A 19,751-nucleotide genomic window follows, 5' to 3' on the forward strand; every position below is an offset into this window, starting at 1 on the left:
CCGGGGAGGATCCGGTTCACCGCCTGAGTCCTGGAGAAGGCGAGGACTTGAGCATGGGATCCACCTCGAACCACGGTGCCGAAGGTGTCGGCCGCCGTGATCTGATCAAGCGGTCCGCCGCACTCGGCGTGGTCGCGGCCCCTGGCATGGGCCTGCTGTCCGCCTGTGCGAGCAGTGGCGGGGGCGGCCAGAAGAAGGACAAGGCGGGGACGAAGACCGCGAAGAACCCGCTCGGCGTCAACGACAGCGCGGGCATGGAATTCGTCCTCTTCGACGGCGGCTTCGGCAAGGACTACGCCGAGGACGCGGTGAAGATCTACGAGAAGGACTTCCCCAAGGTCAAGGTGAAGTTCTCCGCCACCCAGAAGATCCAGTCCACCCTGCAGCCCCGCTTCAACCAGGGCAACCCGCCGGACCTCATCGACAACTCCGGCGCCGAGCAGATGGACATGGGCGTCCTGGTCGGCAAGAACCAGCTCTCCGACCTCACCCCGCTGCTCGACGCGCCGTCCTACGACGACCCGAACAAGAAGGTCCGCGACACCCTGCGCCCCGGCATCGTGGAGATGGGCCAGTTCGACGGCAACCCGGTCTGGATCTTCTACTACGCCTACACGGTGTACGGCGTCTGGTACTCGCAGAAGGCCCTGGACTCCCTCGACGCGCAGTACCCGAAGACCTGGGACGAGATGCTCGCGGTCTGCGAGAAGGCCAAGAAGAAGGGCATGGCGGGCTGGACGTACGCGGGCAAGTACCCGTACTACATCCCCTTCTCGCTGTACCCGATGATCGGCAAGGTCGGCGGTCGCGAGGTGCTCGACGCCATCGACAACCTGGAGCCCAACGCCTGGAAGCACCCGGCCGTCAAGGCCTGCTTCGAGGCGTACTACGAGCTGTACAAGAAGGGCTACATCCTCAAGGGCACCCCGGGCCTGGACCACATCCAGTCCCAGACCGCCTGGGCCAAGGGCGAGGCGCTGTTCATCCCGAACGGCTCCTGGGTGGAGAACGAGTCGGCCAACGTCATCCCCAAGGACTTCGATCTGGCCGTCTCCGCGCCGTCCGGCATCGACGGCAGCGACAAGCTGCCCTTCGGCACCATCTGGGCCTCCGGCGGTGAGCCCTTCATCGTCCCGGCGAAGGCCGCCAACCCCGAGGGCGGCATGGAGCAGCTGCGCATCATGCTCTCCGAGGCGTCCTCGAAGAATTTCACGGCCAAGGTGAAGTCGCTGACCGCCTACAACGGCGGCACCACCGGCATCACCCTCACCCCGGGGCTGAACTCCGGCGTGGCGGCGCTGAAGCTGGCCGGATCCAACGTGGTGAATCCGCGACTGCAGGACTGGTATGTGCAGCTGCAGAAGGAGAAGATCGGTGTGTCCGGTCTCGGGGAGATGATGGCCGGTCGGCTTACCCCCGCCGAGGCCATCAAGAAGATCCAGGGATTTGCCGACGAGGCGGCCAAGGACACCTCGATCAAGCACTACAAGCACCAGTAGACCAGCACCCTTTCAACGCACCGGAGTGGCGATGCAGCACGGCAAGTACCGGTTCATCGTGGGGTTTCTGGTTCTGCCCCTGGGACTGTACGCGCTCTTCGTGGTGTGGCCGTTCATCCAGTCCATCTATTACTCGTTCACGGACTGGACCGGCCTGAGCCCCGAATTCAAGATGGTCGGCTTCGACAACTACAAGAGGATGCTCCACGACGACATCTTCTGGAAGTCGTTGCAGCACAGTCTGCTGTTCGCTCTGGTGCTCCCGCTGGTGACGATCAGTCTGGCGCTCTTCTTCGCCTTCATGATCAATGTGGGCGGACGCCGCAGGAAGGGCGGCCCCGTGATCTCCGGGGTCCGGGGCTCGTCCTTCTACAAGATCGTGTACTTCTTCCCGCAGGTGCTGTCCATCGCGATCGTCGCGCTGCTGTTCCAGTTCGCGTACAACCCGGACAGCGGCGCGATCAACTCCCTGCTGCGCGGGATCGGCCTCGGCAGCGTCCAGCCCCTGTGGCTGGGCGACCCGAGCCTCGCGCTGTGGTGTGTGATGGCGGTGCTGGTGTGGTCCACGACCGGCTTCTTCGTGGTCCTGTTCTCGGCGGGCATGGCCTCCATCCCGGCCGAGCTGTACGAGGCGGCCCTGCTCGACGGCGCCGGCCGCGCCACCACCTTCTTCCGCGTCACCCTGCCGCTGCTGTGGGACACCGTGCAGTCCGGCTGGGTCTACATGGGCATCCTCGCGCTCGGCGCCGAGTCGTTCGCGGTCGTACAGATCATGACGACCGGACCGGGCGGACCCGACTACTCGACCACCGTGATGGTCCTGTACGTGTACCAGAAGGCGTTCCGGGACGGTCAGGCCGCCTACGCCACCACCATCGGCGTCGCCCTGCTCGTCGTCACCCTCGCCTTCGCGGCGATCGTGATGCGGCTGGGCCGTCGCGAGCGGCTGGAGTTCTGAACCGATGAAGACGACCGAGACCCCCGCACCGCTGCCGGCCGAGTCCGGCGCCAGCGTCTCCAAGGTCGATGTACCGCCCCCCAGGCCCGCCCGGCGCAAGAGGGACGGCGGCGTCCTCAACGTCTTCTCGCACGGCGTGCTGATCATCTGGGCGATCATGGTGGTCATGCCGCTGCTGTGGGCGGTGATGACGTCCTTCAAGTCGGACAGCTCGATCTTCGGCTCGCCCTGGTCCCTGCCGGACAAGCTGCACTTCGACAACTGGTCGCGGGCCTGGACCCAGGCCAACATGAGCGACTACTTCCTGAACACCGTCCTGGTGGTCGGCGGCTCGCTCATCGGCACCCTGGCGCTCGGCTCCATGGCGGCCTATGTCCTCGCCCGCTTCGACTTCCCGGGCAACCGCTTCATCTACTACCTGTTCATCGGCGGCATGAGTTTCCCGATCATGCTCGCGCTGGTCCCGCTGTTCTATGTCGTGAACAACATGGGCATGCTGAACACGATCCATGGCCTGATCCTGGTCTACATCGCGTACTCGCTGCCCTTCACGGTCTTCTTCCTCACAGCGTTCTTCCGCACGCTGCCCACCTCGGTGGCGGAGGCGGCCTTCGTGGACGGCGCTTCGCACACGCGTACGTTCTTCCAGATCATGCTGCCCATGGCCAAACCGGGCCTGATCAGCGTCGGCATCTTCAACTTCCTGGGTCAGTGGAACCAGTACATGCTGCCCACGGTCCTGAACACCGACCCCGACAAGAAGGTGCTCACCCAGGGCCTGGTCCAGCTGGCCGTCAGCCAGGGCTACAAGGGCGACTGGTCCGGGCTCTTCGCCGGCCTGGTGATGGCCATGCTGCCGGTGCTCGGGGCGTACATCGTCTTCCAGCGCCAGGTCGTCCAAGGCCTGACCGCGGGGGCGCTGAAATAGGGCCGTGAGCCCGGCGGGGTGACACCCCGCAGCCACCCGTGCGCACGCCGTCTCCCTTGCCGGAGGCGGCGTGCGCGTGTGTTCCGGGGATCCGGAAACGGTTCAACCTCTTGACGGAACCAGCCCCGAACGGCTCAGCTTAGAGTTCACTAGTTGGACATACGCGGGGCCTCGCCGAAGCGGCCTCGCGCTCAGGAGGTCGTCGTGGAGACTCCAGGGTCGCAGTCGTCGCTGCACCGAGCCAACCTGGAGCGGGTCGTACGGGCCGTGCGCCTGGCCGGGTCCCTCACGCAGGCGGAGATCGCGCGGACGACCGGTCTGTCCGCCGCAACCGTCTCCAACATCGTGCGGGAGCTGAAGGACGGCGGAACCGTCGAGGTCACGCCCACGTCGGCGGGCGGGCGGCGGGCCCGCAGCGTCAGCCTCAGCGGCGACGCCGGGATTGTGATCGGCGTCGACTTCGGGCACACCCACATGCGCGTCGCGATCGGCAACCTCGCCCATCAGGTGCTGGCCGAGGAGTCCGAGCCGCTGGACGTCGACGCCTCCGCCGCACAGGGCTTCGACCGGGCCGAACAGCTGGTCAGCCGCCTGATCGCGGCCACCGGGGTGAACCGGTCCAAGGTCGCGGGCGTCGGCCTCGGCGTGCCGGGTCCCATCGACGTGGAGTCGGGGACGCTGGGGTCCACCGCGATCCTGCCCGGCTGGACCGGAGCCAAGCCCGCCGAGGAGATGCGCGAGCGGCTCGGCGTGCCCGTCCACGTGGACAACGACGCCAACCTCGGCGCCCTCGGCGAGCTGGTCTGGGGCAGCGGGAAGGGCGTGCGGGACCTCGCGTACATCAAGGTGGCGAGCGGTGTCGGCGCGGGCCTGGTGATCGACGGGAAGATCTACCGGGGTCCGGGCGGCACGGCCGGAGAAATCGGGCATATTACACTCGATGAATCCGGCCCGGTCTGCCGTTGCGGAAACCGCGGCTGCCTGGAGACGTTTGCGGCCGCGCGCTATGTGCTCCCGCTGCTCCAGTCCAGCCATGGGCCCGACCTCACGATGGACGGCGTCGTGCGGCTGGCCAGGGACGGAGACCCGGGCTGCCGTCGGGTGATCGCCGACGTCGGCCGTCACATCGGCAGTGGGGTGGCCAACCTGTGCAATCTGCTGAACCCGAGCCGGGTGGTCCTCGGCGGTGATCTCGCCGAGGCCGGTGAGCTGGTGCTCGGGCCGATCAGGGAGTCCGTCGGCCGCTACGCCATCCCCAGCGCGGCCCGCCAACTGTCCGTTCTTCCGGGGGCACTTGGAGGGCGTGCGGAGGTGCTCGGAGCGCTCGCCCTCGCCCTCAGCGAGATGGGCGATTCGACACTTTTGGATGGATCGCTGTCTGTGGCGACCCCTGCCTTCACTTAGAGAACGGATGGCACCGTTGCCATCTCGTTAAGGATTTACTTCTTGACGTCGCACGTGTGGCCGAGTTGACTTCCAGCCACCTCGGCCGCAACGACGCGGCCTCGTCAGGGAGGTTTCTGAAGTGAACGCACGTATGCGTCGTGCCGCCGTTGCCGTAGCCGCCGGTGCGATGGCGGTCTCGCTGGCCGCCTGTGGCAGCGCCAAGGAGTCGAAGGGCAACGACAGCTCTTCCTCCTCGTCCTCGAAGAAGGGCGACAACATCAAGGTCGGCCTTCTCCTTCCGGAGAACAAGACCGCGCGTTACGAGAAGTTCGACAAGCCCCTGATCGAGAAGAAGATCAAGGAGCTGACGAACGGCAAGGCGGAGGTCGAGTACAACAACGCCCGCCAGGACGCGAACCTGCAGGCGCAGCAGGTCGACACCATGATCACCAACAAGGTGGACGTCCTGATCGTGGACGCGGTCGACGCCAAGGCCATCCAGAACTCCGTGCAGAAGGCCGTGGACGCCGGCATCAAGGTCGTCGCCTACGACCGCCTGGCCGAGGGCCCCATCAGCGCCTACACCTCCTTCGACAACGAGGAGGTCGGCAAGACCCAGGGCGAGGCCCTGCTGAAGGCGCTGGGCAGCAAGGCCACCAAGTCCTCCAAGATCGTCATGGTCAACGGCTCGGTCACCGACCCGAACGCCGCCCAGTTCAAGAAGGGCGCGCACTCCGTCCTCGACGGCAAGGTCACGGTCGCCAAGGAGTACGACACCAAGGAGTGGTCGCCGGACAACGCCAACTCCGAGATGGAGACGGCGATCTCCGCGGTCGGCAAGGACAAGATCGCGGGTGTCTACTCCGCCAACGACGGCATGGCCGGCGGTATCATCACCGCCCTCAACGCCGCGGGCGTCAAGGTCCCGGTCACCGGCCAGGACGCCGAGCTGGCCGGCGTGCAGCGCATCGTCGCCGGTACGCAGTACATGAGCGTCTTCAAGTCCTACCCGCAGGAGGCGAACGTCGCCGCGGAGATGGCCGTCGCGCTCGCGCAGGGCAAGTCGCTGGACTCCATCGCCAAGGACAAGGTCTCCAGCACCTCGGCGAAGGACGTCCCCTCGGTCCTGGTCCCGGTCGTCTCGCTGACCCAGGCCAACATCAAGGACACGGTCATCAAGCAGGGCTACTACACCGTCGCCGACATCTGCACGGCCGACTACAAGGCCGCCTGCGACAAGATCGGCCTCAAGTAGGCGACCTCAAGTCCCTTCCCGTACACGGGTGTTCGTCATTGAATGCCCGTAGGGAAGCCGACTGAACGCCCCCAAGACTCCTCCGGCGTCCCGCGACTCACACAGCCCCGCAAGCTCGGCGCGGGGCGCCGGACGGAACTCCCCCAGGGTTGCTCCCGACCCACCCGCCCAGTTTTCTGCACAACCTCCCGCCGGGTCAGGCGGCGAAGGAGATGGTTCACGTGTCCGCTACGCCCGTGCTGGCGTTGCGCGGGGTCTCCAAGCGGTTCGGTGCCGTTCAGGCGCTCACCGACGTAGAGCTTGAGGTCCACGCCGGTGAAGTGGTCGCCCTGGTGGGCGACAACGGCGCCGGAAAGTCCACGCTGGTCAAGACGATCGCCGGCGTGCACCCGATCGACGAGGGTGTCATCGAGTGGGACGGCAAGCCCGTCTCCATCAGCCGTCCGCACGACGCCCAGGCCCTGGGCATCGCGACGGTCTACCAGGACCTCGCGCTGTGCGACAACATCGACGTCGTCGGCAACCTGTTCCTCGGCCGTGAGCTGAGGAAGTGGGGCGTCCTGGACGAGGTCGAGATGGAGCGCCGCTCCCGCGAGCTGCTCACCACGCTGTCGATCCGCATCCCCAGCGTCCGTATCCCGATCGCCTCGCTCTCCGGCGGTCAGCGCCAGACCGTGGCCATCGCCCGCTCCATGCTCGGCGCCCCCAAGCTGGTGATCCTCGACGAGCCCACCGCCGCCCTCGGCGTCGAGCAGACCGCGCAGGTCCTCGACCTGGTGGAGCGCCTGCGCGAGCGCGGCCACGCCGTCATCCTCATCAGCCACAACATGGCGGACGTGAAGGCGGTGGCCGACAAGGTCGCCGTGCTGCGCCTCGGCCGCAACAACGGCGTCTTCGAGGTCAAGACGACCTCGCAGGAGGAGATCATCTCCGCCATCACCGGCGCCACCGACAACGCCGTCACCCGCCGCGCGGCGCGCACGGCCGACACGAACGGGGAGGTTTCCAAGTGAGCATCGACAAGACCTCCGCGAACCTCGACAAGACGCCGCCGCAGGACGACCCCGTCGTCGAGAACCCCGAGGCCGCGGCCGCCGCGGTCACCGCGGTCGACCCGCGCCTGCTGGTCCAGCAAGAGGGCCTGATCGGCTACTGGCACGAGTTCAAGCGCAAGATGAAGGCCGGCGAGCTGGGCTCCATCCCGGTCGTCCTGGGCCTCGCGATCATCTGCATCATCTTCCAGGTCCTGAACTCCAACTTCCTGTCCGCGCAGAACATCAACGACATCACGATCACGATGGTCGGCACGGGCATGATCTCGGTCGGCATCGTCTTCGTGCTGCTGCTCGGCGAGATCGACCTGTCGGTCGGCTCGGTCAGTGGCGCGGCCAGCGCCCTCGCCGGTGTCCTCGCGGTCAACCAGGGCTGGCCCGAGTGGACGGCCGTGCTCATCGCCGTCGCCGCCGGCATCGCCATCGGCGCGCTGCACGGCTTCTTCTTCGCGGTGCTGGGCGCCCCCGCCTTCGCCGTCACGCTGGCCGGCCTGCTGTTCTGGCTGGGCTTCATGCTGAAGGTGCTCGGCGCGGACGGCACGATCAACCTCGACCCGAACGGCCTGGTCGGCAAGCTGACCACGTACTACTTCTCGGACGTGGCCGCCGCCTACGGACTCGCCGTCGTCGTGGTCGCCGTGTTCTTCCTCACCTCCTTCCTCGGCAACCGGCGCCGGCAGGCCGCGGGCATCCCGTTCCGGCCGCTCAGCGACACGATCGTGCGGACCGTGCTGCTGGCCGTGATCTCCTTCGCCGCGGCCTTCATGTACAACCAGTACAAGGGGCTGCCGCTGGCCACGGTGATCTTCCTCGCGTTCCTGATCGGCACGGACTTCGTGCTGCGCCGCACCTCCTACGGCCGCAAGATCTTCGCGCTCGGCGGCAGCGTGGAGGCGTCCCGGCGCGCGGGTATCAACGTCACCGCCGTGCGGATCTCCGTGTTCGCCATCTCCGGTGGCTTCGCCGCGATCGGTGGCCTGTTCCTGGCGTCGAAGATCGCCTCGGCCAACCAGAGCGCCGGTACGGGCGACCTGCTGATGAACGCGATCGCCGCCGCGGTCATCGGTGGCACGTCGCTCTTCGGCGGCCGGGGTCGTACGTGGAACGCGCTGCTCGGTGTGCTGGTGATCGTCTCGATCCAGTACGGGCTGCAGCTGGAGTCCATCGCGGAGCCGGTGAAGTACATGATCACCGCCGCGGTTCTGCTCACCACGGTCGTGATCGACTCCATCACCCGTAAGACGCAGAAGACGGCCGGTCGCGCGTAACCGGCGCCGTCCCGCCGCAGGGGCGCGGGTCGTCCCGCGTGTGCCGGTCCGCCGTGGCCTCACGCGCGGTTCCCCGCGCCCCTTCCGACCTTGCCCGGTGCCGCGATGGCACCGGGCGCTGTCGTGTCGCGCAAAGCCGGAACATTAGACTCGGGCGAGCCCGGCGAAAGCTCGATCAGCTCTACTGCAAGGAGGCACGGGTGCCGCTGCTGACCCGCATCAGGGGACCGCGCGATCTGGACCGGCTCAGCCCGGAGGAGCTGGACCAGCTGGCAGGGGAGATCCGGACCTTCCTCGTCGACGCCGTCTCCAAGACCGGCGGCCACCTCGGCCCCAACCTCGGTGTGGTGGAGCTGACCATCGCCCTGCACCGGGTCTTCGACTCGCCGAAGGACAAGGTGCTGTGGGACACCGGCCACCAGTCCTACGTGCACAAGCTGCTCACGGGCCGGCAGGACTTCTCCCAGCTGAAGAAGAAGGGCGGCCTGTCCGGCTACCCCTCGCAGGCCGAGTCCGAGCACGACGTCATCGAGAACAGCCACGCCTCCACGGTCCTCGGCTGGGCCGACGGCATCGCCAAGGCCAACCAGCTCACGAAGCGGGACAGCCACGTCGTCGCCGTCATCGGTGACGGCGCGCTCACCGGCGGCATGGCCTGGGAGGCGCTGAACAACATCGCGGACGCCAAGGACCGCCCGCTGGTCATCGTCGTCAACGACAACGAGCGGTCGTACGCCCCCACCATCGGCGGCCTCGCCAACCACCTGGCCACACTGCGCACCACCGACGGCTACGAGCGGTTCCTGGCCCGCGGCAAGGACATCCTGGAGCGCACCCCGGTCGTCGGCCGGCCGCTGTACGAGACCCTGCACGGCGCCAAGAAGGGCCTGAAGGACTTCATCGCCCCGCAGGGCATGTTCGAGGACCTGGGCCTGAAGTACGTCGGCCCGATCGACGGCCACGACATCGAGGCCCTGGAGTCCGCTCTGGCGCGCGCCAAGCGCTTCGGCGGCCCGGTCATCGTGCACTGCCTCACGGAGAAGGGCCGCGGCTACCAGCCCGCCCTCCAGGACGAGGCCGACCGCTTCCACGGCATCGGCCCCATCCACCCCGACACGGGCCTGCCGATCAAGGCCTCCGGCGCCGACTGGACCTCCGTCTTCGGCGACGAGATGGTCGAGCTCGGCAAGGAGCGCGACGACATCGTGGCGATCACGGCGGCCATGCTCCAGCCGGTCGGCCTGAAGAAGTTCGCCGACACCTTCCCGGACCGGATCTACGACGTCGGCATCGCCGAGCAGCACGCCGCCGTCTCCGCGGCGGGCCTCGCGCACGGCGGACTGCACCCCGTCTTCGCCGTCTACGCGACCTTCCTCAACCGCGCCTTCGACCAGGTCCTCATGGACGTGGCCCTGCACAGGTGCGGGGTCACCTTCGTGCTCGACCGGGCCGGTGTCACCGGGACGGACGGCGCCTCGCACAACGGCATGTGGGACATGTCGATCCTGCAGGTCGTACCGGGCCTCAGGCTGGCTGCCCCGCGCGACGCCGAGCAGGTGCGCCGGCAGCTGCGCGAGGCCGTCGCCGTCGACGACGCGCCGACCGTGGTGCGCTTCTCCAAGGGCGCCGTCGGCCCCGCCGTACCCGCCGTGGGCCGGGTCGGCGCCATGGACGTGCTGCGCGAGCCCGGCAGCGACAAGCCGGACGTGCTGCTGGTCTCCGTCGGCGCCCTCGCCCCGATGTGCCTGGAGATCGCCGACCTGCTCGACAAGCAGGGCATCTCCACCACCGTGGTCGACCCGCGCTGGGTCAAGCCCGTCGACGAGGCCATGGCCCCGCTGGCCGAGCGGCACCGCGTCGTCGTCACCGTCGAGGACAACAGCCGCGTCGGCGGTGTCGGCTCCGCGATCGCCCAGGCCCTGCGCGACGCGGGCGTGGACGTGCCGCTGCGCGACTTCGGCATCCCGCCGCGCTTCCTCGACCACGCCTCCCGCGGCGAGGTCCTCGCCGAGATCGGCCTGACCGCGCCCGACATCGCCCGCCAGGTCACCGGGCTCGTCGCCAAGCTCGACGGTCGGTACGACCGCACCGCCACCGACGTGGACTCGGTGGAGCCCGCGCGCGACTGACGCGTCCGCACCCCCGATTCGAAAAGGGCCGGTTTCGTCACCTCCTACGGGTGGCGGAACCGGCTCTCCTGCGTGAACCTGCCAGTGCCGGGGCATACGCATCCCCAGCCCTCTCGATCATGTCGAGCCAGGTCGAGGCGACAAGCGTGGGAGGTAGGCCCGTGAGCAATGCGTTGTTCAGAACGAAGAACATCGAGCAGTCGATCCGGGACACGGAGGAGCCCGAGCACGCGCTGCGCAAGTCCCTGTCGGCCCTCGATCTGACGGTCTTCGGCGTCGGGGTCATCATCGGCACCGGCATCTTCGTCCTGACCGGCACGGCCGCGAAGAACACCGCCGGGCCCGCCGTGTCCCTGTCGTTCGTCGTCGCCGGTGTGGTCTGCGCGCTGGCCGCCCTGTGCTACGCCGAGTTCGCGTCCACGGTGCCGGTCGCCGGATCCGCGTACACCTTCTCCTACGCCTCGCTCGGCGAGTTCCCCGCCTGGATCATCGGCTGGGACCTGGTGCTGGAACTCGCGCTCGGCACGGCGGTGGTCGCCGTCGGCTGGTCCGGCTACATCCACTCGCTGCTCGACAACGCGGGCTGGCACCTGCCCGAGTACCTCAGCGGCCGGGACGGTGCCTCCGGGTTCGGCTTCGACATCCTCGCCGCGGCCCTCGTCGTGGTCCTCACCGCCATCCTCGTCGTCGGCATGAAGCTCTCCGCGCGGGTCACCACGGTCGTCGTCGCCGTCAAGGTGGCGGTCGTGCTCGTGGTCATCGTCGCCGGCGCCTTCTTCATCAAGAGCAGCAACTACGACCCGTTCATCCCGAAGCAGCAGCCGGTCCCGGCGGGCGGCAGCCTCAAGGCACCGCTCATCCAGCTCATGTTCGGCTGGGCCCCCTCCGACTTCGGCGTCATGGGCATCTTCACCGCCGCCTCCGTCGTCTTCTTCGCCTTCATCGGCTTCGACGTCGTGGCCACCGCCGCCGAGGAGACCCGCAACCCGCAGCGCGACGTCCCGCGCGGCATCCTCGGCTCACTGATCATCTGCACCACGCTGTACGTCGCCGTGGCCATCGTGGTGACCGGCATGCAGAAGTACAGCTCGCTGTCCGTGGACGCACCGCTCGCCGACGCGTTCAAGGCCACCGGCCATCCATGGTTCGCGGGCCTGATCAGCTTCGGCGCCGCCGTCGGACTGACCACGGTCTGCATGATCCTGCTCCTCGGCCAGTCCCGGGTCTTCTTCGCGATGAGCCGTGACGGACTACTGCCCCGGTTCTTCTCGCACACCCACCCCCGGTTCCGCACCCCCTACCGGCCCACGATCCTGCTCGGTGCGGTCATCGCCGTCGTGGCGGGCTTCACCAGCCTGAGCGAACTGGCCGAGCTGGTGAACATCGGCACCCTGTTCGCCTTCATCGTCGTCGCGATCAGCGTGATCATTCTCCGCCGGACCCGGCCCGACCTGCACCGCGCCTTCAAGACCCCGCTGGTGCCCCTCGTCCCGGTCCTCTCCGTGCTCGCCTCGCTGTGGCTGATGCTCAACCTGCCCGCCGAGACCTGGCTGCGGTTCGCCGTCTGGATGGCGATCGGCCTCGTCGTCTACTTCCTCTACAGCCGCTCCCACAGCCGGCTCGCCCAGGGGGAGACGGCTCCTCGAAAGGCCACGGGCAACACTCCGTAGCCGATTCCGCCGCCGTACCCGGCCCCGCCCGTCCCGCTCCGGCGGGAACGGCGGGGCCGGACAGCGTGCCGGCCATGCCCGCCGCCCCGCTCCCCCCGGACGGACCGTGGTCACGGCGAGCGTCACCCGGACGGCGTACCGGACGCGCCGTACGTGGGCTTCCGGGCGGTGGGGCGAGCGGGGGTGCCCCCTCTGGGGGAGCGTGCCGGGCGTCGCGACGCCGGGATGATCCTCTAGTCCCGCACCGTGCGGGGGCCGGTGACCTGTGCGCCGTGTTCCCGGACCCGTCCGCGCAGCTCGCGGTCGGCCGTGACGACCAGGCACGGGCGGTCGCCGGCCGCCGCCGCGAGTTCCACGATGCGGTCGTCGCCGCTGCCGGGCGCCTCCTCGACGCGCACCCCGGGCACCGAGGCCACGCCCCGGGCCGCGCCCTCCACCACCAGGACCAGCTCCAGCGGGCCGGGCAGGCCGTCCACGCCGGAGCCGGCGTAGGGGACGAGCCGGTCGCGCAGGCGCTCGGCGGCACCGCGGCGGTCGCGCCACCAGCCGTCGGGCACCGACCCGACGACGTTCGCACCGTCGACGATGAGCAGGGGCAGCGGCTCGTCCACCGCACCCGAGGTGTCCGTCATATCCGGTAACAGCCCCGTTGTGTAGCGTTCGTGACGGACTCAGTCTGTCACGGGTTTCCCCGCCCATCGGCGGGTGATCTCGGCGATCGCGGCGGCCGCCCGCTCGGCGGGCCGTCCGCCGGCCCGGATCGTGGGGGAGAACTCGACGTGCAGGAACGGCACATGGTCGGCGTCGGCCGTTCTGCCCTGCATGTTCGTCCTGCCCTCCAGCGGGCAGGAGCGCACCCAGGCCCGGCACACGTCGAAGCCGTGCCCGCGCAGGGCGTCGGCCAGTTCGCGGCCCTCCGGCCGGGCCGCCGTTCCGGCGCCGGTGGAGGCGATCACGTCGTAGTCGGGTGCGGCGGAGGCGGCGAAACCGTGCAGCTGGATACCGGGCATCCCACGGCGGGCCAGCTCGGCGCAGATGGCGTGGAACACGGTGTCCGTGCGATGCGCCACATCCGCGGAATTGCCAGCCCCGGCTTTGCGATGTGCTCCTGCGATCACCATGACCCCGCCGGGCGAGCCGCGCAGCACCTGTACGCCGAGCTGTTCGGTGCCCAGATCGAACGCGGGATGCGGAACCTGCACCGACCAGCTCGGGCGGTGGTCCGCGTCGAGGTAGACCCGGCCCCAGCCGCGCGGTGTCACGGCGGCGTCGGTGCGGTCGGCCACCTCGACATAGCGGTGGCCGGAGGGCCGGTCGACGACCGTGCGCACGGTGAAGTCCCGTTGTGAAAGCCGCTGTTCCGCTTGTTCGCGATGGCCGTCGAGCAGCAGTCCGACGGCGGCCGCGATCTCCGTACGGTCGGCCCGGCCGGGCCGCCGGTAGCCCCCGTCGGGGCCGAACCGGCCCGTGTAGTCGGCCACCTCGCGCGACAGGTCGATCTGCGCGGCCCCCTTCGGGGCGGGCCGGTCGGCATCGCCGGCGCCGCCCGTGCGGTGGAGCAGGGCGGTCAGGCCCGCGGCGAGGCCAGTGGCGACGAGCAGAATTGTTGCGATCGTTATGACGCGTGAGCGATGGGCTCTCATGGTTGTATCAAGATATCCCGGTGAACAGACGCCGTAGTCGGACCCTGCTGTCCCTGCTGACCCCGCTCGCCCTGCTCGCCGCCGCCTCCGGTTGTGGTCTCCTCTCGGACGACGCCTCGGACCAGAGCGGCGGGCGCTCCTTCACCGTCGCGGCGGCCGGGGACATCCTGATGCATCCCGAACTGGTCGACCAGGCCCGCAAGGACGCGGCGCGCACCGGCAAGGGCGTGGACGGGCTGGACTTCGGCCCGATGATGGCCGGTATCAAGCCGGTGATCAGCAAGGCGGACCTGGCGATCTGCCACTTCGAGCCGGTGATGGGCCCGGCGAAGGGCCCCTTCGAGGGCTTCCCGGACTTCCAGGTGCCGCCGCAGCAGGCGAAGGCGATCAAGGACATCGGCTACGACACCTGCTCCACCGCCTCCAACCACACGCTCGACCACGGCTACGACGGCGTGAAGCGCACCCTGGACGCGCTGGACGCCGCCGGGCTGAAGCACACCGGCTCCGCCCGCACCGCGAAGGAGGCCGAGACTCCGCTGGTCATGGACGTCAAGGGCGTCAAGGTGGCGCAGATCTCCTTCGCCTACGGCTTCAACGAGCCGCACAAGCTGCCCAAGGACAAGCCGTGGCTGGCCAACCAGCAGGACCTGGGCCGCATCAAGGCCGCCGAGCAGCGGGCCCGCAGGGCCGGTGCCGAGGTGGTGATCCTCTCCCTGCACTGGGGCCGTGAGCACCATCCGGAACCGTCCGGCTCGCAGATCGCCTTCGCCCGGCAGATCGCCCGGAACACCGGCATCAATCTGGTCATCGGCCATCACGCGCATGTCGTGGAGCCGATGGAGAAGGTCGAGGGGACCTGGATCAGCTACGGGCTCGGCAACCAGATCGCCCGGCACGAGGTGCCGACGGGGCTGACCGAGGAGGGCGTGATCGCCTGGTTCACGTTCGCCGAGCATGGTAAGGGCCACTGGACGGTCCAGCCGCGCTACGAGCCGACGCTGCTGACGATCCCGCCGGACGCCGAGAACGTCCGGGACGGCGGCACCGCCGCCTACACCGGTGACGACGTGCGGGACTACCGCCTGCTGGACGTGGCGGCCGCGCTGCGCGACGACCATGATCTGACGGATACTCAAAAAGCCCGGCTGCGGCTGGCCTTCGAGCGCACCGAGGGCACTCTGCTGAACCGGGGAGCCGGTGCGGACGGGCTCAAGCCACTGACCCCGCTGTCCGAGTAGGATCTCGAACGGGGGTGTGAACGAATCATGGGCCGGGTCGGACTGGGAGGCGCATTTGTCCGTTCTTGTCCGATGGTTGCGCGATGTTGCCTAGATCACGTGGGACTTACGGCAACTTAACCGCCCTCTTATCTGTCTGAGGTTTCCGGGCGCGGTCTTACCATCGGCGCGCCCGGACCACATTCACGAGAGGACCGTCCTGTGGCGTCACCGCCCCCGGCGCGGCAGCACCGAGCCCGCCGTCGAGCCGACATGTCGCTGATCGGAGGCATACGCCCGCCGATCGCGGTCCTCTCGGCGCTGCTGCTGACGCTCGCCGGCATCACGGCACTCGTCCTCGGCCGGGTCGACGACGCCGGTGTGCCGAAGGCGGTGCTGACGTCCCAGCAGCACTTCGCCGAGGACGGCGCCATCGCGCTGCGCGCCTCCATCGACGAGTCCGTCACCGACGTCACCCGCTCCGCCGCGCTGTTCAGCGCCGGGCAGTCGGTCTCCGGCGACGCGGTCCTCGACAAGCTCGGCAGCACCTACCAGAAGTGGATGGGCACCGCGGTCGTCGAGATCCGCACCGGCAAGCTGGTCGCGGCCCGCGGCGAGACGGTGCCGCTGACCTCCGTGGACCTCTCCACCCTCAGCGGCGAGGACGGGCTGGCCCCGCGGATGGTGCAGCTGAAGAACGGCGAGGTACGGCTGCTGTCCTTCGGGCTGCTGACCTGGCCGGGCAAGCCGCAGCTGCTGCTGGTGGCCTCGCGGAACCTGAAGTTCCCCGGCATCAGCCTCGGCCAGTTCCGCTCCATCGCCGTGGTCGACGCGCACGGCGCCATCCTCAGCAGCGACGGCATCGCCGAACCGGAGTCGGCGCGCAACAGCATCGACCGCAAGGACATCAAGGACTCCACCAAGCAGCTGAAGGAGTTCGCCGAGGGGGCCGCCCGCAAGGCTGACCAGGATCCGCGCAGCAGCAAGGAGCCCGGCATCGGCGGCTACCGGGGCGTCAGCGGCAGCCTGCTCGGCGGGAAGCTGCTCGGCGACCGGTCCGTCGCCGGCTACGCCACCCTCGCCGCGCCCGATGCCGGCGAGACCACCACCGCCAGCGGGCTCGGCCTGTCCGTGGTCGCCATGGTGAAGGTGACCGAGGAGTCCGGCGGGACCCTCTCCCCGGTCTTCGGGCTGGTGGCGGGCGGCGCGCTGCTCATCGTCGGCGCACTGGCCGTGGCGGTGCTGCTCGGCACCGTGCAACGCCCGCTCATCCGGCTGTTCCTGGAGTCACGCCGGCTCACCCGAGGCGATCTGACCCGCCCCGTCACCGTCCCCGGCTACGGCGAGGCGCACCGCATCGGCGGCGCCCTGGAGCGGCTGCGCCGGCAGCTGCTCGGCGAGAGTGCCGAGGCGACCGGCTCGGCCGAGCGCCCGCACGGGCTGCGCCGGGTGGGCACCCCGGTCCTCCTCGCGGTCTGCGCCGTCCTGCTGCTCGCCTGGTCCGCCCCGCTGATGCTGCTGGTCAACCGCGCGGACAGCACGGCCGACGTCCCCCGGCAGCTCGTCAACGACCAGCGCGAACGCACCGACACGCTCAGCGACCGGGTGCGCCGCGCGCTCAACGAGGGAGACGCCGACCTGCAGTCGGTCGCCTCCCTCATCGGTGACAAGACCTCACCCGAGGCCATGGAGACGGTGCTGGAACGCACCTACAACGAGAACAAGCGCTACCGCTCCCTCTACGTCGTCGACTCCTCCGGAGAGATCCAGGCCCGCGAGGGCAAGGAGCCGAAGGTGGTCCGGTCCGACCGGGTCTCCGGCAAGCCCCTGCGGCTGCTGGGCCGCGGCGGCAAGGAGCCCGTGGTCGTCGCCTCCGCCGAGATCCCCGGCCGCGGCGGAGCCCACCTGGTCGGCGAGTTCCGCGTCGAGTTCTTCGACGCGCTGCTGACCCGGCCGGGCCTCGGCGTGGTCCGGCTCGTGGACGACCGGCACCAGGTCATCGGTGGCAACACCGGCTTCCTCGCCTTCCAGTCGCTGCCCGACCAGCACCTGAGGGACCTCGTCGCGGCCAGCTCCCAGCGGCTCGGCAAGAAGCCGCGGCCGGGCGGGGTGCTGTACCGGGAGAACGGGATACGGATCGCGGCCGCCGCGCCGTTCTCCGGCAGCGGCTCGGCCGAGTCGCTCGGCTGGAGCGTGGTCAGCTGGCAGCCCGTCGACCACCTCGCCATCCCCGAGTACGACGCCCAGAACCGCACCGTCCTCGCCGGTCTGCTCGGCGCCGCCGCGGCCGTCGCCTGCCTCGGCTGGATGCACATCGTGGTGGCCCGGCCGCTGAGCACCCTGGCCGACCGGGCCGAGGCGCTGGCCGGCGGCGACCGCAAGACCGTGCTCTTCCCGCAGCACCACGACGAGGTCGGCGCCGTCACCCGCTCCCTGGAACTCATCCGGCAGCAACTGCAGGACCAGCGCCGTCAACAGCCCCGGCGTACCTCGCCCCCGCCGTCCGCACCGAAGCAGTCCAGCGCGCAGCGGCCCACGCCGCGCCAGGACCCGCCCGATCCGTACGCGCCGCCGTCGCACCCGGAGCCGCACCCGCAGCAGCAGTACCCGCCCCAGCAGTACACAAGGAACTGATCACCCGTGCTCTTCCTCTACACCGTGCTGCTGATCTGCTGCGCGATTCTGCTCATAGCGGGCATCGTGGAACAGCGGCGGCACTTCGCCAACCTGGAACACATACCCACCCGGGTCCTGGTCAACGGCATCCGCGGCAAGTCCTCCATCACCCGGCTGTGCGCGGGCGCCCTGCGCGGCGGAGACCTGGTCACCGTCGCCAAGACCACCGGCACCGCGGCCCGTTTCATCCACCCCGACGCCACCGAGGAGCCGGTCTACCGCAAGTTCGGCATCGCCAACGTGGTCGAGCAGATCGGCATCGTGCGGCGCGCCGCCGCGTACAAGCCGGACGCGCTCGTCATCGAGTGCATGGCCGTCATGCCGGCCCTGCAGGAGATCAACCAGTCCAAGCTGATCCGCTCCACCATCGGCGTGCTGTGCAACGTCCGCGAGGACCATCTCGCCGAGATGGGCCCCACCCTGGACGACGTGGCACGCTCGCTGTGCCGCTCGATGCCCGAGGACGGCATCTGCGTCACCGCCGAGAAGGACCGCTTCGACATCCTCCAGGAGGAGGCGGACGCGCGGAACTGCAAGCTGATCTACGCCGACCCCGAGACGGTGACCGACGAGGAGCTGCGCGGTTTCAGCTGGTTCACCTTCAAGGAGAACGTGGCCATCGCCCTCGCCGTCGCCGAACTCCTCGGCGTCGACCGCGAGACGGCCCTGCAGGGCATGTACGACGCCCCGCCGGACCCCGGCGTCCTCTCCGTGGAGCGCTATCTGACGCCCGAGGGCAAGAAGCTGCGCTTCGCCAACGTCTTCGCGGCCAACGACCCCGAGTCGACGCTGATGAACATCAACCAGCTGCTCGACCTCGGCGCCATCCACCGCCCGCTCAACGTCGTCATCAACTGCCGCCCCGACCGCGTCGAGCGCAACGGCCAGATGGGCGAGATCATCCCCGACCTCGACCCCGAGCGCGTCTTCGTCATCGGCCACCCGGCCAAGTCCGCCATCGACGCCATCCCCGCCGAGTTCCGCTCGCGCGCCGTCGACCTCGGCGGCGACAAGCGCGACCCCGAGGAGTTCATGGCCAAGATGCTGGAGGCGCTCGGCCCGGACTCCTCGATGGTCGCCATCGGCAACATCCACGGTCAGGGCGAGATCCTGCTGGAGCACCTCGCCGAACTCCCGCCGGACGAGAGCGCCGACGAGCCGGCCACCGCCGCGGCCCGCGCCGAGGACGCCGCCAAGGCCCCCGCCGTGACCGACCCCGCCGAGACGATGCAGCTCTACGTGCCCCGCATCGACCCCTACCAGCGCTACCCGGAGGCGTACGAGGCGCGCTACGCGACGCCGCAACCGCACCTCCCGCAGCTGCCCGCGCCGGCCTCGTACGACAGCCACCACACGCACGACACCGTGCACGAGAACGCGCACGACACCTGGACCGAGCCGCAGCCGCAGCGCGGCGGCCGGCCCGCACCCGCCGCGGTGCAGACACCCCCGGACGACGGCCGGGCGGCCCAGCAGCACCACTCCCGCGGGATGTTCGAACCCCGAGTCCCGCCCCAGTCTTCCGCCGACGACAGCCAGCAGTGGCACAGCCCAGGAGAACCGCGTTGATCCCCTCCGTCCTCACCCCCGAGATCGCCGCGATCGGCATCGGCCTGGGCCTGATGTTCTCGCTCATGTGCTACCTGACGACCAACCTGTCGCCGGGCGGCATGATCACCCCGGGCTGGCTGGCCCTCACCCTCATCGAGGACCTGCAGCGCGCCGCGCTCGTCATCGGCGTGACCGTCCTGACGTACCTCGCCACGCTGCTCATGCAGAAGTTCGTGATCCTGTACGGCAAGCGGCTCTTCGCCGCCGTCGTGCTCAGCGGCGTGCTCATCCAGGCCACCGTGATCATCGTGCTGCAGATGGAGTTCCCGCTGCTGTACGCCAACCAGACGCTCGGCTTCATCGTCCCCGGCCTGATCGGCTACCAGCTGGTCCGCCAGCCCAAGGGCGCGACCCTGCTGTCCGTCGGCTCGGTCACCCTCGCCACCTATGTGGTGCTGACCGCCGGCATCCTCCTCGGCGCCATGCCGTCCGCCTGAACCCGCCTGTATCCGACGC

At 69.3% G+C, this 19,751-nt stretch carries 15 protein-coding genes; 13 read left to right on the top strand and 2 right to left on the bottom strand.

Annotation, left to right across the window (positions count from 1 at the left end; all coding sequences use genetic code 11):
• Positions 1 to 53 precede the first annotated feature (53 nt).
• The 9 genes from ngcE to AQI95_RS18410 all read left to right on the top strand — a co-directional run bounded on the left by ngcE (position 54) and on the right by AQI95_RS18410 (position 12,145).
• Positions 54 to 1,499: an N-acetylglucosamine/diacetylchitobiose ABC transporter substrate-binding protein gene (ngcE, locus tag AQI95_RS18370; protein ID WP_067124294.1), complete on the top strand. Its 1,446-nt coding sequence runs from the start codon at positions 54 to 56 to the stop codon at positions 1,497 to 1,499.
• Between the two features lie 31 nt (positions 1,500 to 1,530).
• Positions 1,531 to 2,457, top strand: coding sequence for a carbohydrate ABC transporter permease (locus AQI95_RS18375; RefSeq protein WP_067124297.1), 927 nt, complete (start codon positions 1,531 to 1,533; stop codon positions 2,455 to 2,457).
• A 4-nt stretch (positions 2,458 to 2,461) separates the two neighbouring features.
• The gene (locus AQI95_RS18380; protein ID WP_067124299.1) at positions 2,462 to 3,385 is read left to right on the top strand and encodes a carbohydrate ABC transporter permease; all 924 of its coding nucleotides are present in this window, start codon (positions 2,462 to 2,464) and stop codon (positions 3,383 to 3,385) included.
• A 204-nt stretch (positions 3,386 to 3,589) separates the two neighbouring features.
• On the top strand, positions 3,590 to 4,789 hold the full coding sequence (locus tag AQI95_RS18385; protein ID WP_067124301.1) for an ROK family transcriptional regulator: 1,200 nt from the start codon (positions 3,590 to 3,592) through the stop codon (positions 4,787 to 4,789).
• A gap of 133 nt (positions 4,790 to 4,922) precedes the next feature.
• Positions 4,923 to 6,026 (top strand): substrate-binding domain-containing protein, encoded by a 1,104-nt coding sequence (locus AQI95_RS18390; protein WP_079071322.1) that lies wholly within the window; start codon positions 4,923 to 4,925, stop codon positions 6,024 to 6,026.
• A gap of 212 nt (positions 6,027 to 6,238) precedes the next feature.
• Positions 6,239 to 7,039, top strand: coding sequence for an ATP-binding cassette domain-containing protein (locus tag AQI95_RS18395; protein ID WP_067124305.1), 801 nt, complete (start codon positions 6,239 to 6,241; stop codon positions 7,037 to 7,039).
• Positions 7,036 to 8,346, top strand: coding sequence for a sugar ABC transporter permease (locus AQI95_RS18400; protein ID WP_067124307.1), 1,311 nt, complete (start codon positions 7,036 to 7,038; stop codon positions 8,344 to 8,346). The genes AQI95_RS18395 and AQI95_RS18400 overlap by 4 nt, the downstream gene beginning before the upstream one ends.
• Before the next feature lie 200 nt (positions 8,347 to 8,546).
• Entirely contained in the window at positions 8,547 to 10,475 is a 1,929-nt protein-coding gene (gene dxs / locus AQI95_RS18405; protein ID WP_067124309.1) for a 1-deoxy-D-xylulose-5-phosphate synthase, read from the top strand.
• 161 nt (positions 10,476 to 10,636) lie between these two features.
• Positions 10,637 to 12,145: an amino acid permease gene (locus AQI95_RS18410; protein ID WP_067124311.1), complete on the top strand. Its 1,509-nt coding sequence runs from the start codon at positions 10,637 to 10,639 to the stop codon at positions 12,143 to 12,145.
• 233 nt (positions 12,146 to 12,378) lie between these two features.
• Here AQI95_RS18410 and AQI95_RS18415 read toward each other — a convergent pair whose 3' ends face one another.
• Both AQI95_RS18415 and AQI95_RS18420 read right to left on the bottom strand, forming a co-directional pair.
• Complete coding sequence (locus AQI95_RS18415) at positions 12,379 to 12,777, bottom strand: PIN domain-containing protein (protein ID WP_067124313.1); 399 nt, start codon at positions 12,775 to 12,777, stop codon at positions 12,379 to 12,381.
• Positions 12,778 to 12,816: 39 nt separating this feature from the next.
• On the bottom strand, positions 12,817 to 13,788 hold the full coding sequence (locus AQI95_RS18420; protein WP_244188779.1) for a hypothetical protein: 972 nt from the start codon (positions 13,786 to 13,788) through the stop codon (positions 12,817 to 12,819).
• Between the two features lie 20 nt (positions 13,789 to 13,808).
• Here AQI95_RS18420 and AQI95_RS18425 point away from each other — a divergent pair, with 20 nt between their 5' ends.
• The 4 genes from AQI95_RS18425 to AQI95_RS18440 all read left to right on the top strand — a co-directional run bounded on the left by AQI95_RS18425 (position 13,809) and on the right by AQI95_RS18440 (position 19,732).
• Entirely contained in the window at positions 13,809 to 15,029 is a 1,221-nt protein-coding gene (locus AQI95_RS18425; RefSeq protein WP_244188780.1) for a CapA family protein, read from the top strand.
• A 252-nt stretch (positions 15,030 to 15,281) separates the two neighbouring features.
• Complete coding sequence (locus AQI95_RS18430) at positions 15,282 to 17,642, top strand: HAMP domain-containing protein (protein WP_067124315.1); 2,361 nt, start codon at positions 15,282 to 15,284, stop codon at positions 17,640 to 17,642.
• 6 nt (positions 17,643 to 17,648) lie between these two features.
• Positions 17,649 to 19,253: a poly-gamma-glutamate synthase PgsB gene (gene pgsB / locus AQI95_RS18435; RefSeq protein WP_067124317.1), complete on the top strand. Its 1,605-nt coding sequence runs from the start codon at positions 17,649 to 17,651 to the stop codon at positions 19,251 to 19,253.
• A complete protein-coding gene (locus tag AQI95_RS18440; RefSeq protein WP_067124319.1) occupies positions 19,250 to 19,732 on the top strand; it encodes a poly-gamma-glutamate biosynthesis protein PgsC/CapC in 483 nt (160 codons plus the stop codon). Before pgsB ends, AQI95_RS18440 begins: the two co-directional genes overlap by 4 nt.
• The last annotated feature ends 19 nt before the right edge of the window (positions 19,733 to 19,751 follow it).

The organism is Streptomyces yokosukanensis (assembly GCF_001514035.1).
GTDB classification, from domain to species: domain Bacteria; phylum Actinomycetota; class Actinomycetes; order Streptomycetales; family Streptomycetaceae; genus Streptomyces; species Streptomyces yokosukanensis.

Coding starts and splice junctions, on each gene's coding strand:
- ngcE (WP_067124294.1), top strand. CDS start 54: ATGGGATCCACCTCGAACCACGGTGCCGAAGGTGTCGGCCGCCGTGAT.
- AQI95_RS18375 (WP_067124297.1), top strand. CDS start 1,531: ATGCAGCACGGCAAGTACCGGTTCATCGTGGGGTTTCTGGTTCTGCCC.
- AQI95_RS18380 (WP_067124299.1), top strand. CDS start 2,462: ATGAAGACGACCGAGACCCCCGCACCGCTGCCGGCCGAGTCCGGCGCC.
- AQI95_RS18390 (WP_079071322.1), top strand. CDS start 4,923: ATGCGTCGTGCCGCCGTTGCCGTAGCCGCCGGTGCGATGGCGGTCTCG.
- AQI95_RS18395 (WP_067124305.1), top strand. CDS start 6,239: ATGGTTCACGTGTCCGCTACGCCCGTGCTGGCGTTGCGCGGGGTCTCC.
- AQI95_RS18415 (WP_067124313.1), bottom strand. CDS start 12,777: ATGACGGACACCTCGGGTGCGGTGGACGAGCCGCTGCCCCTGCTCATC.
- AQI95_RS18420 (WP_244188779.1), bottom strand. CDS start 13,788: ATGAGAGCCCATCGCTCACGCGTCATAACGATCGCAACAATTCTGCTC.
- AQI95_RS18430 (WP_067124315.1), top strand. CDS start 15,282: ATGTCGCTGATCGGAGGCATACGCCCGCCGATCGCGGTCCTCTCGGCG.